We start from the raw sequence: 15,763 nt of genomic DNA, 5'->3' as shown, positions 1-15,763 counted from the left end.
CACCCGCTGACGAGCACGCCGCCGACGGCGAGCACGACGGCGCCGCGTGCGGCCCCGGAGACATGCGCGGCCGTACGGCGCGGGCGCGGGACGGCCGCAGGACGCACGGCGCACACGGCGCGTACGGGGTCGGGCCCTCCGGCCTCCCCGTCCGCGCGCTCCGCCGCGCCTTCCGCTGTGCTTTCCGTCGTCCCTTCCGTCGTGCGATCCGTCCGGGAAAGCCGGTGCCGGGAGTCAGCTCCCACGTGTCGTGTCCTCCCGCTCCGCCCCTGCCGGCGTCGTCGTCACCTCACCGGCGGCCGTGCCTCCGGCCGCCTCTCCCCCCGTGCGCGCGACCACCCGGGACACGCCGCCCGGCAGCGCCGCCGGGTCGGCAGCGCCGTCCGGCAGCCGCGGCGGGCCCTGCCTGCGGGCCGGCACGGTCAGCCCGGGGCGGTCGCCGCCCGGCTGCGTCGGCACCGCGGGCCGGCGCGCCTGTCCGGCGTCCTCCCGCGGGGCCGCGGCCTGCTCGCGGTTGCGCCGCGAGTCCTCGGGCTCCAGCGGGATCGGGGAACCGCGCAGCGGCTCGTCCGCCGTCCGGGGCAGCGTCAGTCGGAACTGCGAGCCGCCGCCGGGCTCGCCCCAGGCCTGCAGCCAGCCTCCGTGCAGCCGTGCGTCCTCGACCGCGATGGACAGGCCGAGGCCCGTGCCGCCGGTGGTCCGCGCACGGGCCGGGTCGGCCCGCCAGAAGCGGTTGAACACCCGGGTCGCCTCACCGGGCTTCAGGCCGACGCCGTAGTCGCGTACGGCCACGGCGACCGCGCCGCCCGCCGACGCCATCCGCACGATCACGTCCCGGCCGTCGCCGTGCTCGACGGCGTTGACGACCAGGTTGCGCAGCACCCGCTCGACCCGGCGGGCGTCCGCCTCGGCCACCACGGGCTGCTCGTCGCCGACGACGACGATCCGGCCGCCCTTGCGTTCGGCCAGCGGCTCGGCGCCGCCGATGACCCGCCGCACGACGTCACGCAGGTCTATCGGCTCGGCCTCCAGGGCCGCCGCGCCCGCGTCGAACCGGCTGATCTCCAGCAGGTCGGCGAGCAGCGACTCGAAGCGGTCGAGCTGGTCGCCGAGCAGCTCTGCGGAGCGCGCGGTCACCGGGTCGAAGTCGCTGCGCGCCTCGTGGATGACGTCCGCGGCCATCCGCACCGTCGTCAGCGGGGTGCGCAGCTCGTGCGAGACGTCCGAGACGAACCGCCGCTGCATCCGCGACAGCTCCTCCAGCTGTTGGATCTTGCCCTGGAGGTTGGCGGCCATCTTGTTGAAGGCCTCGCCGAGCCGCGCGATGTCGTCCTCGCCGGTGACCTTCATCCGTTCCTGCAGGCGCCCCGCGGAGAGCCGCTCGGCGATGCCGGCCGCCATCCGTACGGGGGTGACGACCTGGCGCACGACCAACCAGGCGATGGCTCCGAGGAGAACCACGACGAACAGTCCGGCGGTCGCCAGCGTGCCCTTGACCAGCGCGAGCGACTCCTCCTCCTGCGCCAGCGGGAACAGGTAGTACAGCTCGTACTGGGTGCCCTCGGCGTCGTTGAGCCGCTTGCCCACGACGAGCCCGGCCTCGGAGTCCTTGCCGCTGGTGTAGTGGATCCGCGTGTACGTCTGGAACGTGCCGGTCCCCTGCGCCACGGAGTGCCGCAGTCCGGCGGGAATGCTGGTGGTGGGGTCGACCTCGCCCGAGGCCCGGGCGCCGCGGCTGGCGGCCCCCTCGGACTCCAGGCTCAGGGCGACCACGTTGTAGGCGCTCTGGCCGCCGCTGGCGAGCATGGCGACGAGTTCGGAGCGCCAGTTCACCGACGAGCCGGCGCGGCCGCCGTCCTGCCCGCCGGGGGCGGTCGAGGTGCTCGCCCGGTCCTGGGCCGCGGCGAAACCGCCGGCGGCCTGGCTCTGGGCGGCCTTCTCCTTGGCGTCGAGCAGGCCGTTGCGCACCTGCCCGATGACGACGATCCCGAGCAGCAGTACGACACCGAGCGACATGAGCAGCGTCGCCGCGACGACCCTCAGCTGGATGTTCCGCCGCCACAGGCGCACCGCCGGCAGCAGCGGGCGGCGCACCCAGCGCGCGACGAGCCGGAGCACCGGCCCACCCGGTGCCCCGTCGTGGAGCAGCCGCCCGCCGAACGGCAGACGGCCGAGCCGCGAGGGCCCGCGCCGAGGCCCGGCAGTCCGCCCCGTACGGACTCCCGGCTCCCCGGGCTTCGGAGCAGTACTGCCTGCGCTCATGATCAGCTCGGTCCGGCCTTGTAACCGACGCCTCGGACGGTCACGACGATCTCCGGCCGCTCCGGGTCCTTCTCGACCTTGGAGCGCAGCCGCTGGACATGCACGTTCACCAGCCGGGTGTCGGCCGCGTGCCGGTAGCCCCACACCTGCTCCAGCAGGACCTCGCGGGTGAACACCTGCCACGGCTTGCGGGCCAGGGCCACCAGGAGGTCGAACTCGAGCGGCGTCAGGGCGATGGACTGCCCGTCGCGCTTCACCGAGTGGCCCGCCACGTCGATGACGAGGTCACCGATGGCGAGCTGCTCCGGAGCGGGCTCCTCCGACCTCCGCAGCCGCGCCCGGATACGGGCGACGAGCTCCTTCGGCTTGAACGGCTTGACGATGTAGTCGTCGGCCCCGGACTCGAGCCCGACGACGACGTCCACCGTGTCGCTCTTGGCGGTCAGCATGACGATGGGCACGCCCGACTCGGCCCTGATGAGCCGGCACACCTCGATGCCGTCCCGTCCGGGCAGCATGAGGTCGAGCAGCACCAGGTCCGGCTTGGCCTCCCGGAATGCGGCGAGTGCCTTGTCGCCGTCCGCCACGAACGACGGCTCGAACCCTTCACCCCGCAGCACGATCCCGAGCATCTCGGCCAGTGCGGTGTCGTCGTCTACGACGAGAACGCGTCCCTTCATATCGACATCATCCCATTTCCGTATCAGTCTCAAGGCGGCTGGTGAGATAGCTCACTGACCAGCGCGAACGTCCCATGATCGTCCGGCGCCGGGCATCTCACCGTGGGTGTCGACGTCAGGCCTCTCGGTCACCCGGTGGCCCCGTGGCCGGCCAGCACCGTACCTTGAGCAGCACGAAGATCACCGGTCGTCGGTCCACGCGAGCCGGGCTCCCGCACGCGGGTTTGTACGCACTGGTCGGTGATCGTCCGGTCTGCCCCGGCGGACCGGTGCGAGGAAGCCGGCAAGGAGATCGCCGGCCAGGCCCGCCGGCGGGCCCCGCGTGGCACGATGGCAGCCGTCCGGCCGCCCCACCAGGCTGCCGGGCGCTGTGACCGAGCCGGCTCGGTGAGCCGGCCCCGCGACCAATCCTCGAGGTGGACGACCGTGAACGACACTCCGGGCTGGGCCTCGCCCGGATCTGCGCCCTCCGACCCCTCCGACGGCCGGGACGGCGCCGCGGTCCCGCGGCCCGCCGGCCAGGCCGACGAGCCGGGTGTCCAGTGGTCGAAGGAGCAGCCGCCCGCCGGCCAGTGGTCGCCGCCGACCGGCACCGGCTCCGGTGGCGGGGGGATCCCGCCGCAGCAGCCCCAGGGATGGGGCGCCGGCTGGGCGCCGCAGCAGCACCAGGCCGCCAAGCCCGGCGTGATCCCGCTGCGCCCGCTCGGCATGGGCGAGATCCTCGACGGCGCGGTGTCGACGCTGCGAAGGCACTGGCGCCCGGTGCTCGCCATCTCGATCACGGTCGCGGTGATCACCCAGGTCGCCAGCATCCTCGTCCAGCGCTTCATCGTCCCGGCCCCGCCGGAGATCAACCCGGACGCGACGCCGTCCGAGGCACTGGCGCAGACCGCCGACTCCCTTCAGTCCACGATGATCGGCATGGTCCCGGCCGCGCTGATCGCGCTGGCCGCGACGCTGGTCAGCTCGGCGCTGCTCACCGTCGTCATCAGCCGCTCCGTCCTGGGACGCGGTGTGACCGTCGCGGACGCCTGGCGCGAGGCCCGCCCCCGGCTGCTGCCCCTGTTCGGACTGACCCTGCTGCTGCCGCTGCTGACCGCCCTCGTGCTGACCGTGGGCGTGCTGCCCGGCCTGCTCGTCGGCGACGCCGGCGGCGCCGCGCTGGCCGCGTTCGGCGGCATCGCCGCCTTCGGCGCCATCGTGTGGTTCACGATCCTGTTCAGCCTGGCCTCGCCCGCCCTGATGCTGGAGCGCCGCGGCGTCGTCGAGTCGCTCAAGCGCTCGGCGAAGCTGGTCAAGGGATCCTGGTGGCGGATCTTCGGCATCCAGCTGCTGATGGCGATCCTCGGCTTCCTGGTCGCGATGATCATCGAAGTGCCGTTCGCGATCCTGGCGCTGATCATGGACGGCGACACCCTCAGCGCCTTCATGAGCAACAGCAGTCCGGAGTTCGGCTGGATGTTCCTGATCGTCACCGGCATCGGCACCGTGATCGCCTCCTCGATCACGTACCCGATCTCCGCCGGCGTGGTCGTCCTGCTCTACATCGACCAGCGCATCCGCCGCGAGGCGCTCGACATCGAACTCGCACGGGCCGCGGGCCTGACCGGTCAGGGCCCCGCCGCATCGGGTGCCACCCCCGCCGGGAGCTGATGGGGTGATCACCACGGGGGGAACGATCGCGGCGCGGCTGCTGCTCCGCGCGCGCACCGACGTGCCGGTGGACACGCCCCGCGACCCCGCCAGGGAGGCGGCGGAGCGGGAGCTGTCCAAGCCGGTGTACCACGAGAACGACCCGAGCCTCCTCCAGCGGGCACTCAACCGGTTCTGGGAGTGGGTGGACAGCCTCTTCGCCGCGGCGTCCGGCGTCGGCCCCGGCGGGGTGCTCGGCCTGATCGCGATCGTGGTGGTGGTCCTGGCCGTGATCGCTGCCCTGTGGTGGCGGCTCGGCACCCCGCGCCGGGTCGCGGTCTCCGCGGACGCCCTCTTCGACGACAGCCCCCGTACGGCCGCCGAGCACCGGGCCGCCGCGGACCGGCACGCGACTGCGGGCAGTTGGAACCAGGCCGTCCAGGAGCGCATGCGCGCCATCGTCCGCTCCCTGGAGGAACGCACCCTCCTCGACCCGCGCCCCGGCCGCACCTCCGACGAGGCCGCCGCCGAAGCCGGCCGCGCACTGCCCGGCCACACCGACGAACTGCGCGCCGCGGCCCGCTCCTTCGACGACGTCACGTACGGCGGCCGCAGCGCCGACGAGTCCGCGTACCGCCGGATGGAGCGTCTCGACACGGCCCTGGAGCGCACGAAGCCGAACCTCGACGCCGTGGACGCCGTCGGTTCGGTCGCCGCCGTCGCCCAGGGGGCCGCCGAATGAGCCGGACACCCACCAGCCCGACGTCGACCGCCGCGTCCGCGCGCCAGATGTGGACCCGCACCCGCGGACTGCTCGTCGGCCTCGCCATTCTCGTGATCGGCGCGGTCGCCCTGGCCGCCGTACGCTCCGGGGACCAGCACGGCCGCCTCGACCCGCGCTCCGCCGACAAGTTCGGCAGCCGCGCCGTCGCCGAGATCCTCAAGGCCCAGGGCGTCACCATCCGCCCGGTCTCCACGCTCGCCGAGGCCACCTCCGCCGCGGGCCCCGACACCACCCTCCTGGTGACCGTCCCCGACCTCCTGATCCCGGCTCAGCAGGAGTCCCTGCGCTCGGCCATGGTCGGCTCCGGCGGCCGCACCGTGCTGCTCGGCGCGGGCCCCGCCTCGGTCCGCACGCTGGTCCCGGGCGTCGACAGCGACTCCGGCTCGCGCGTGAAGAACCGCGAGCCCGCCTGCTCCTTCCCGCCCGCGGTCCGCGCCGGCAGCGTCGAGATCGGCGGCGAGCAGTACACCTCGACGCTTCCCGCGTCGCGCACCACCGCCTGCTACCCGAACGACGGCCGGCCGACCCTGCTCCGCGTCCAGGACGACGCCGACGGCGACACCGTCCTCGTCGGCTCCCCCGACTTTCTCTACAACGACCGCCTCGACGAGCAGGGCAACGCCTCGCTCGCCCTCCAACTCCTGGGCTCCCGGCCTCATCTGGTCTGGTACCTCCCCTCTCTGTCCGACCCCTCCGTCACCGAAGGCGACTCCGACGACTCCTCCGAGGAGGGCGCCGCCGAAGGCTTCCTCTCGCTGGTCCCGTCCGGCTGGCTGTGGGGCACGCTGCAGCTCTTCGTCGCGGCCCTCCTCGCCGCCGTCTGGCGCGCCCGCCGCCTCGGCCCCCTGGTGACCGAACGCCTCCCGGTGGCCGTCCGCGCCTCCGAGGCCACCGAGGGCCGCGCCCGCCTCTACCGCAAGGCCGACGCCCGCGACCGTGCGGCGACCGTGCTGCGCGCCGCGGCCCGCACCCGGATCGCCCCACTGCTCGGCGTCGCCCCGCGCGACGCCCACACCCCCGACTCCCTGCTCCCCGCCGTCTCCGCCCGTCTCTCCGACGGCGCCCACGACGCCGGAGACCTTCTCTTCGGGCCGGCGCCCACCGACGACGCCGCCCTCATCCGCCTGGCTGACCAACTCGACGCCCTCGAAAGAGAGGTACGCACCTCATGAGCGCCCCGACCCCCGCGACCGCTGAGAACTCGGACCGCGCCCGCGCCTCCCTGGAGGCCCTGCGCACCGAGATCGCGAAGGCCGTGGTCGGCCAGGACCCCGCCGTCACCGGTCTGGTCGTCGCCCTGCTCTGCCGCGGCCACGTCCTCCTGGAAGGCGTCCCCGGCGTCGCGAAGACCCTGCTCGTCCGCGCGCTGGCCGCCGCGCTCGAACTCGACACCAAGCGCGTCCAGTTCACCCCCGATCTGATGCCCAGTGATGTCACGGGCTCGCTGGTCTACGACGCCCGCACCGCGGAGTTCTCCTTCCAGCCCGGGCCGGTCTTCACGAACCTGCTGCTCGCAGACGAGATCAACCGCACCCCTCCGAAGACCCAGTCCTCCCTCCTGGAGGCCATGGAGGAGCGTCAGGTCACCGTCGACGGCACCCCGCGCCCGCTCCCCGACCCGTTCCTGGTCGCGGCGACCCAGAACCCCGTCGAGTACGAGGGCACCTACCCCCTCCCCGAGGCCCAGCTCGACCGCTTCCTGCTCAAGCTGACCGTGCCGCTGCCGTCCCGCGAGGACGAGATCAACGTCCTCACCCGGCACGCCGACGGCTTCAACCCGCGCGACCTCCAGGCCGCCGGTGTCCGTCCGGTCGCCGGACCCGCCGAACTCGACGCCGCCCGCGACGCCGTCGCGAAGACCTCGGTCTCCCCCGAGATCGCCGGCTATGTCGTCGATATCTGCCGTGCCACGCGCGAATCCCCCTCACTGACGCTCGGGGTCTCTCCCCGAGGAGCCACCGCACTGCTGTCGACCGCTCGCGCCTGGGCCTGGCTCACCGGCCGGGATTACGTCATCCCGGACGACGTGAAGGCCCTCGCCCTGCCCACCCTGCGTCATCGCATCCAACTGCGGCCCGAAGCGGAGATGGAGGGAGTCACCGCCGACTCCGTCATCACCGCGATCCTCGCCCACGTCCCCGTACCCCGCTGAGGCAGCGACGTGGCACTGACCGGACGCACCGCGCTGCTCGCCGCCATCGGCTCGCTCCCCGTCGGCATCCTCGCCCCCAGCTGGACGGGGATGCTCGCGGTGAACGCGCCCCTCTCCCTCGCAATTCTGTGCGACTACGCGATGGCCGCGCCAGTGCGAACGCTGCAGTTCACCCGAAGTGGTGATACATCAGTTCGACTGGGTGACGAGGCGAACGTACAGCTCACCGTCACCAACCGCTCCCGCCGCCGGCTGCGCGCCCAGCTCCGTGACGCCTGGCCGCCCAGCAGCTGGCTCTCCGGCACGGATCAGGCGGCGTCCCGGCACAAGCTGACGATCCCCGCAGGCGAACGCCGACGCGTCACCACGGTCCTGCGCCCCACGCGCCGCGGCGACCGCAAGGCCGCCCGGGTCACCGTCCGCTCCTTCGGCCCACTGGGCCTGGCGGCACGCCAGAGCAATCACGAGGTCCCCTGGACCGTCCGCGTCCTGCCCCCGTTCACCAGCCGCAAGCACCTGCCCTCCCGGCTGGCCCGCCTGCGCGAGCTCGACGGACGCACCAGCGTCCTCACCCGAGGCGAGGGCACCGAGTTCGACAGCCTCCGCGAGTACGTCCCCGGCGACGACACCCGCTCCATCGACTGGCGGGCCAGCGCCCGCCAGACCACCGTCGCCGTGCGGACCTGGCGCCCGGAGCGCGACCGCCACATCCTCATCGTCCTCGACACCGGCCGTACCTCGGCCGGCCGCGTGGGCGACGTCCCGCGCCTCGACGCCTCGATGGACGCCGCCCTGCTCCTCACCGCCCTGGCCTCCCGCGCCGGCGACCGCGTGGAGCTCCTGGCGTACGACCGCCGTGTCCGCGCCCAGGTCCAGGGCCGCTCCGCCGGCGACGTGCTGCCGGCCATGGTCAACGCGATGGCGCCGCTGGAGCCCGAGCTCGTGGAGACCGACGCCCGCTCCCTCGCCGCCACCGCACTGGCCAAGGCCCCCCGACGCTCGCTGCTGGTCCTCCTGACGAGCCTCGACACGGCCCCGATCGAGGAGGGCCTCCTCCCGGTCCTCCCGCAGCTCACCCAGCGCCACACGGTCCTGGTGGCCTCCGTCGCCGACCCGCACATCGCCGAGATGTCCCGGGCCCGCGGCACGGTCGACGCCGTCTACGAGGCCGCCGCCGGTGCCCAGGCCCAGTCCCAGCGCCTCCGCACGGCAGAACAGCTTCAGCGCCACGGCGTCACAGTCGTCGACGCGACCCCGGAGAACCTGGCCCCGGCCCTCGCCGACGCATATCTGGCCCTGAAGGCAGCCGGCCGCCTCTGAGAGTGGTGCGAGTGGATGTCCTCCTCCTCGGATTCTCGGAGGAGGACATCCACTCGTCGTCGCCAGTTCTTCCCCTGAACGCAGAAAAGCCCCGCACCATAAGGTGCGGGGCTTTCCCACAATGATTGTTCGGCGGCGTCCTACTCTCCCACAGGGTCCCCCCTGCAGTACCATCGGCGCTGAAAGGCTTAGCTTCCGGGTTCGGAATGTAACCGGGCGTTTCCCTAACGCTATGACCACCGAAACACTATGAAGTTGAACTCAACCGGCAAAGGGAGTTCGTTACTTCAGAACTAACACAGTGGACGCGAGCAACTGAGGACAAGCCCTCGGCCTATTAGTACCGGTCAGCTCCACCCATTACTGGGCTTCCACATCCGGCCTATCAACCCAGTCGTCTACTGGGAGCCTTACCCTCTCAAGGAGGTGGGAATACTCATCTCGAAGCAGGCTTCCCGCTTAGATGCTTTCAGCGGTTATCCCTCCCGAACGTAGCCAACCAGCCATGCCCTTGGCAGGACAACTGGCACACCAGAGGTTCGTCCGTCCCGGTCCTCTCGTACTAGGGACAGCCCTTCTCAATATTCCTGCGCGCACAGAGGATAGGGACCGAACTGTCTCACGACGTTCTAAACCCAGCTCGCGTACCGCTTTAATGGGCGAACAGCCCAACCCTTGGGACCGACTCCAGCCCCAGGATGCGACGAGCCGACATCGAGGTGCCAAACCATCCCGTCGATATGGACTCTTGGGGAAGATCAGCCTGTTATCCCCGGGGTACCTTTTATCCGTTGAGCGGGCGCTTCCACAAGCCACCGCCGGATCACTAGTCCCGACTTTCGTCCCTGCTCGACCCGTCGGTCTCACAGTCAAGCTCCCTTGTGCACTTACACTCAACACCTGATTGCCAACCAGGCTGAGGGAACCTTTGGGCGCCTCCGTTACCCTTTGGGAGGCAACCGCCCCAGTTAAACTACCCATCAGACACTGTCCCTGATCCGGATCACGGACCGAGGTTAGACATCCAGCACGACCAGAGTGGTATTTCAACGGCGACTCCACAACCACTGGCGTGGCTGCTTCAAAGTCTCCCACCTATCCTACACAAGCCGAACCGAACACCAATATCAAACTGTAGTAAAGGTCCCGGGGTCTTTCCGTCCTTCTGCGCGAAACGAGCATCTTTACTCGTAGTGCAATTTCACCGGGCCTATGGTTGAGACAGTCGAGAAGTCGTTACGCCATTCGTGCAGGTCGGAACTTACCCGACAAGGAATTTCGCTACCTTAGGATGGTTATAGTTACCACCGCCGTTTACTGGCGCTTAAGTTCTCAGCTTCGCCCTGTCGAAACAGAGCTAACCGGTCCCCTTAACGTTCCAGCACCGGGCAGGCGTCAGTCCGTATACATCGCCTTACGGCTTCGCACGGACCTGTGTTTTTAGTAAACAGTCGCTTCTCGCTGGTCTCTGCGGCCACCCCCAGCTCAGAGTGCAAGACTCATCACCAGACGTGGCCCCCCTTCTCCCGAAGTTACGGGGGCATTTTGCCGAGTTCCTTAACCATAGTTCACCCGAACGCCTCGGTATTCTCTACCTGACCACCTGAGTCGGTTTAGGGTACGGGCCGCCATGAAACTCGCTAGAGGCTTTTCTCGACAGCATAGGATCATCCACTTCACCACAATCGGCTCGGCATCAGGTCTCAGGCTATGTACTGTCCGGATTTGCCTAGACAGCGCCCTACACCCTTACCCCGGGACAACCACCGCCCGGGCTGGACTACCTTCCTGCGTCACCCCATCGCTTACCTACTACCACCTTGGGTCAGCGGCTCCACCACTCCCCTTTGCCCGAAGGCTCCGGGGCGGCTTCACGGCCTTAGCATTAATGGGCTCGATATTGGGCGTTTCAAAGCGGGTACCGGAATATCAACCGGTTGTCCATCGACTACGCCTGTCGGCCTCGCCTTAGGTCCCGACTTACCCTGGGCAGATCAGCTTGACCCAGGAACCCTTAGTCAATCGGCGCACACGTTTCTCACGTGTGTATCGCTACTCATGCCTGCATTCTCACTCGTGAACCGTCCACAACTCGCTTCCGCGGCTGCTTCACCCGGCACACGACGCTCCCCTACCCATCACAGCGGGCGTTGGCCCTATTGCTGCAATGACACGACTTCGGCGGTACGCTTGAGCCCCGCTACATTGTCGGCGCGGAATCACTTGACCAGTGAGCTATTACGCACTCTTTCAAGGGTGGCTGCTTCTAAGCCAACCTCCTGGTTGTCTCTGCGACTCCACATCCTTTCCCACTTAGCGTACGCTTAGGGGCCTTAGTCGATGCTCTGGGCTGTTTCCCTCTCGACCATGGAGCTTATCCCCCACAGTCTCACTGCCGTGCTCTCACTTACCGGCATTCGGAGTTTGGCTAAGGTCAGTAACCCGGTAGGGCCCATCGCCTATCCAGTGCTCTACCTCCGGCAAGAAACACACGACGCTGCACCTAAATGCATTTCGGGGAGAACCAGCTATCACGGAGTTTGATTGGCCTTTCACCCCTAACCACAGGTCATCCCCCAGGTTTTCAACCCTGGTGGGTTCGGTCCTCCACGAAGTCTTACCTCCGCTTCAACCTGCCCATGGCTAGATCACTCCGCTTCGGGTCTTGAGCGCGCTACTGAATCGCCCTATTCGGACTCGCTTTCGCTACGGCTTCCCCACACGGGTTAACCTCGCAACACACCGCAAACTCGCAGGCTCATTCTTCAAAAGGCACGCAGTCACGAGGATCCGAAGATCCCGACGCTCCCACGGCTTGTAGGCACACGGTTTCAGGTACTATTTCACTCCGCTCCCGCGGTACTTTTCACCATTCCCTCACGGTACTATCCGCTATCGGTCACCAGGGAATATTTAGGCTTAGCGGGTGGTCCCGCCAGATTCACACGGGATTTCTCGGGCCCCGTGCTACTTGGGTGTCTCTCAAGCAAGCCGTACAGATTTCAGCTACGGGGGTCTTACCCTCTACGCCGGACCTTTCGCATGTCCTTCGCCTATCCATACGGTTTCTGACTCGCCTCACAGCCGGCAGACTGTGAAAGAGAGATCCCACAACCCCGCATGCGCAACCCCTGCCGGGTATCACACGCATACGGTTTGGCCTCATCCGGTTTCGCTCGCCACTACTCCCGGAATCACGGTTGTTTTCTCTTCCTGAGGGTACTGAGATGTTTCACTTCCCCTCGTTCCCTCCACATGCCCTATGTGTTCAGGCATGGGTGACAGCCCATGACGACTGCCGGGTTTCCCCATTCGGAAACCCCCGGATCAAAGCCTGGTTGACGGCTCCCCGGGGACTATCGTGGCCTCCCACGTCCTTCATCGGTTCCTGGTGCCAAGGCATCCACCGTGCGCCCTTAAAAACTTGGCCACAGATGCTCGCGTCCACTGTGTAGTTCTCAAGCAACGACCAGCCACCCATCACCCTGACCACTAGAGCCAAGTTCACTGGGGCCGGCATCGCGAAGGTTCGACCAACCGGCCGTACCCTCAGATACCCAACAACGTGCCAGGCACGATCCCTCAAGATCTCGTCACGTTCCACGCCGAAGCAGTACTTGTGAAGGACTCTCGTGATCGTGCCAACTAATCAACGTTCCACCCATGAGCTGACCGTGCAGAACGTTTGTCTGCAATCGGTGCTGTGCTCCTTAGAAAGGAGGTGATCCAGCCGCACCTTCCGGTACGGCTACCTTGTTACGACTTCGTCCCAATCGCCAGTCCCACCTTCGACGGCTCCCTCCACAAGGGTTGGGCCACCGGCTTCGGGTGTTACCGACTTTCGTGACGTGACGGGCGGTGTGTACAAGGCCCGGGAACGTATTCACCGCAGCAATGCTGATCTGCGATTACTAGCAACTCCGACTTCATGGGGTCGAGTTGCAGACCCCAATCCGAACTGAGACAGGCTTTTTGAGATTCGCTCCGCCTCGCGGCATCGCAGCTCTTTGTACCTGCCATTGTAGCACGTGTGCAGCCCAAGACATAAGGGGCATGATGACTTGACGTCGTCCCCACCTTCCTCCGAGTTGACCCCGGCGGTCTCCTGTGAGTCCCCATCACCCCGAAGGGCATGCTGGCAACACAGGACAAGGGTTGCGCTCGTTGCGGGACTTAACCCAACATCTCACGACACGAGCTGACGACAGCCATGCACCACCTGTATACCGACCACAAGGGGGGCACCATCTCTAATGCTTTCCGGTATATGTCAAGCCTTGGTAAGGTTCTTCGCGTTGCGTCGAATTAAGCCACATGCTCCGCTGCTTGTGCGGGCCCCCGTCAATTCCTTTGAGTTTTAGCCTTGCGGCCGTACTCCCCAGGCGGGGAACTTAATGCGTTAGCTGCGGCACCGACGACGTGGAATGTCGCCAACACCTAGTTCCCAACGTTTACGGCGTGGACTACCAGGGTATCTAATCCTGTTCGCTCCCCACGCTTTCGCTCCTCAGCGTCAGTAATGGCCCAGAGATCCGCCTTCGCCACCGGTGTTCCTCCTGATATCTGCGCATTTCACCGCTACACCAGGAATTCCGATCTCCCCTACCACACTCTAGCCTGCCCGTATCGAATGCAGACCCGGGGTTAAGCCCCGGGCTTTCACATCCGACGCGACAAGCCGCCTACGAGCTCTTTACGCCCAATAATTCCGGACAACGCTTGCGCCCTACGTATTACCGCGGCTGCTGGCACGTAGTTAGCCGGCGCTTCTTCTGCAGGTACCGTCACTTTCGCTTCTTCCCTGCTGAAAGAGGTTTACAACCCGAAGGCCGTCATCCCTCACGCGGCGTCGCTGCATCAGGCTTTCGCCCATTGTGCAATATTCCCCACTGCTGCCTCCCGTAGGAGTCTGGGCCGTGTCTCAGTCCCAGTGTGGCCGGTCGCCCTCTCAGGCCGGCTACCCGTCGTCGCCTTGGTAGGCCATCACCCCACCAACAAGCTGATAGGCCGCGGGCTCATCCTTCACCGCCGGAGCTTTCCACCCGGGAAGATGCCTTCCCAGGTCGTATCCGGTATTAGACCCCGTTTCCAGGGCTTGTCCCAGAGTGAAGGGCAGATTGCCCACGTGTTACTCACCCGTTCGCCACTAATCCACCCCGAAGGGCTTCATCGTTCGACTTGCATGTGTTAAGCACGCCGCCAGCGTTCGTCCTGAGCCAGGATCAAACTCTCCGTGAATGTTTACCGGTTATCCGGTGACACTCGCGTTGAGCGGAACGTCCGGTCGGAATAGGACCGAACGTTCACAGCGTCCTCGCTGTGTATGTTGCCTACCTGCCACATGGGCCAGTAGGACTTCAAAGGAACCTCGACCATCCGAAGATGGACGGGGTATCAACTAATCTGGCGTTGATTTTTGGCACGCTGTTGAGTTCTCAAGGAACGGACGCTTCCTTCGTACTCACCCTCTCGGGCTTTCCTCCGGGCTTTTCCCTTCGGTCTTTCGTGTTTCCAGCTTAGCAGATCCGTTTTCCGTTTCCGCCACCCGCTGGAGCGGGCTTGCCGTTCCAGGAATTCGCTTTTCGGCGTTTTCTCTTTCCGGCGGTTCCGACTTTATCAGAAGCATTTCAGCCGAGCTAATCGGCTTCGTGATCCGGATAAGGAATCGGGGTGGCTCCGTCGAAATCTCAATTTCGGACCGGAGCGAGCTAGACACTAGCTGTGACTCTCGAACTTGTCCAGTCCGAGGCAACCGTTTGAATCTACCTCCCCGCTCAGACTGTGTCAACAGTTTTTGCGGGCGAAGAGGAGACTAGCAGCTCAGCGGGGTGCTCCGCACATCAGGCGGCCGTGGGGAGCTCCGCGCTCCTGTCGGCGATGTCGACGTCGCCGGTCTCTCCGGCGCGGGCGGCTCGGCCGCCGAGCACATAGACGTACGCGAGGAAGGCCAGCTCGGCGACGACGCCGATGGTGATGCGGGCCCACGTCGGGAGGCCCGACGGGGTGACGAAGCCTTCGATCAGGCCCGAAACGAACAGGACGAGCGCCAGGCCGATGGCCATGCCGATGGCGGCGCGGCCCTGCTGGGCGAGGGCGGCGCGGCGGGTCGTGGGGCCGGGGTCGATGACGGTCCAGCCCAGCTTCAGGCCGGTGCCGGCGGCGACGAAGACCGCGGTCAGTTCGAGAAGGCCGTGCGGAAGGATCAGGCCGAGGAAGGTGTCGATGCGGCCGGCCGCGGACATCAGGCCGATGCCGACGCCCAGGTTCAGCATGTTGAGGAACAGGATCCAGAGCACCGGGAGACCGAGGAAGGCCCCGAGGACCAGGCAGACCGCGGCGGCCTGGGCGTTGTTCGTCCAGACCTGGGCGGCGAAGGAGGCCGCGGGGTGGCTCGAGTAGTACGTCTCGTACTGGCCGCCGGGGCGGGTCATCGCGCGGAGTTCCGCGGGCGCCCCTATCGAGGCCTGGACCTCGGGGTTGGCGGCGATCCACCAGCCGATGGCCACGCCGAGCAGGGTGGAGAGGAGCGCGGTGGGTATCCACCAGCGGCGCGAGCGGTACACCGCCGCGGGGAACCCGGCCGTCAGGAAGCGCACGGCGTCGCGCCACGAGGCGCGGCGGGTGCCGGTGACGGTGGCGCGGGCGCGGGCGACCAGCTGGGTGAGCCGGGCGGTGAGCATCGGGTCCGGAGAGCTGGACTGGATGAGTGAGAGGTGGGTGGCGGTGCGCTGGTAGAGGGCGACGAGTTCATCGGCCTCGGCGCCGCTGAGTTTTCCGCCGCGTCCCAGGAGGTGGTCGAGACGTTCCCACTCGGCACGGTGGGCGGTGACGTAGACGTCGAGGTCCATGATCGGCTGCTGCTCCAGGCACTGGGTGCGTACGGGTCCGTACTACTGCGGCGCGCTGCGGGCCAGCTTGGCAGACTGGCGTTCG

General features: G+C 67.5%; 8 protein-coding genes and 3 rRNA genes. 5 read left to right on the top strand and 6 right to left on the bottom strand.

Features of this window, described 5'->3' with window-relative positions; translation table 11 throughout:
- Positions 1-234 precede the first annotated feature (234 nt).
- Entirely contained in the window at positions 235-2,262 is a 2,028-nt protein-coding gene (gene mtrB / locus R2D22_RS22790; protein WP_318106510.1) for an MtrAB system histidine kinase MtrB, read from the bottom strand.
- Between the two features lie 2 nt (positions 2,263-2,264).
- Entirely contained in the window at positions 2,265-2,942 is a 678-nt protein-coding gene (gene mtrA / locus R2D22_RS22785; RefSeq protein ID WP_009333493.1) for a two-component system response regulator MtrA, read from the bottom strand.
- Positions 2,943-3,368: 426 nt separating this feature from the next.
- Between mtrA and R2D22_RS22780 the strand changes: the two genes are divergently transcribed.
- From R2D22_RS22780 to R2D22_RS22760, 5 genes are read left to right on the top strand one after another with little or no spacing between them, the layout of a single operon-like run.
- Positions 3,369-4,595, top strand: coding sequence for a DUF7847 domain-containing protein (locus tag R2D22_RS22780; protein ID WP_318106509.1), 1,227 nt, complete (start codon positions 3,369-3,371; stop codon positions 4,593-4,595).
- A gap of 4 nt (positions 4,596-4,599) precedes the next feature.
- On the top strand, positions 4,600-5,316 hold the full coding sequence (locus tag R2D22_RS22775) for a DUF4129 domain-containing protein (protein ID WP_318106508.1): 717 nt from the start codon (positions 4,600-4,602) through the stop codon (positions 5,314-5,316).
- On the top strand, positions 5,313-6,530 hold the full coding sequence (locus R2D22_RS22770; RefSeq protein WP_318106507.1) for a DUF4350 domain-containing protein: 1,218 nt from the start codon (positions 5,313-5,315) through the stop codon (positions 6,528-6,530). The genes R2D22_RS22775 and R2D22_RS22770 overlap by 4 nt, the downstream gene beginning before the upstream one ends.
- Entirely contained in the window at positions 6,527-7,510 is a 984-nt protein-coding gene (locus R2D22_RS22765; protein WP_318106506.1) for an AAA family ATPase, read from the top strand. The genes R2D22_RS22770 and R2D22_RS22765 overlap by 4 nt, the downstream gene beginning before the upstream one ends.
- Before the next feature lie 9 nt (positions 7,511-7,519).
- Positions 7,520-8,830, top strand: coding sequence for a DUF58 domain-containing protein (locus R2D22_RS22760; protein ID WP_318106505.1), 1,311 nt, complete (start codon positions 7,520-7,522; stop codon positions 8,828-8,830).
- A gap of 127 nt (positions 8,831-8,957) precedes the next feature.
- On the opposite strand, the gene rrf is transcribed toward R2D22_RS22760, so the two are convergent.
- The 4 genes from rrf to R2D22_RS22740 form a co-directional block, all read right to left on the bottom strand.
- Positions 8,958-9,074 (bottom strand): 5S ribosomal RNA (rrf, locus tag R2D22_RS22755).
- 73 nt (positions 9,075-9,147) lie between these two features.
- Positions 9,148-12,260 (bottom strand): 23S ribosomal RNA (locus tag R2D22_RS22750).
- 284 nt (positions 12,261-12,544) lie between these two features.
- Positions 12,545-14,068 (bottom strand): 16S ribosomal RNA (locus R2D22_RS22745).
- The 16S, 23S and 5S rRNA genes sit together here, the layout of an rRNA operon.
- Before the next feature lie 602 nt (positions 14,069-14,670).
- Positions 14,671-15,678 carry a stage II sporulation protein M gene (locus R2D22_RS22740; RefSeq protein ID WP_318106504.1) on the bottom strand — a complete coding sequence of 336 codons (1,008 nt, stop codon included), beginning with the start codon at positions 15,676-15,678 and terminating at the stop codon, positions 14,671-14,673.
- Positions 15,679-15,763 lie beyond the last annotated feature (85 nt).

Origin of the sequence: Streptomyces sp. HUAS YS2, assembly GCF_033343995.1 — a bacterium.
In the GTDB taxonomy this organism is placed as follows: Bacteria; Actinomycetota; Actinomycetes; order Streptomycetales; family Streptomycetaceae; genus Streptomyces; species Streptomyces solicathayae.
The sequence above is the reverse complement of the archived record's forward strand: the minus strand, read 5'-3'. Positions and strand labels throughout refer to the sequence as shown.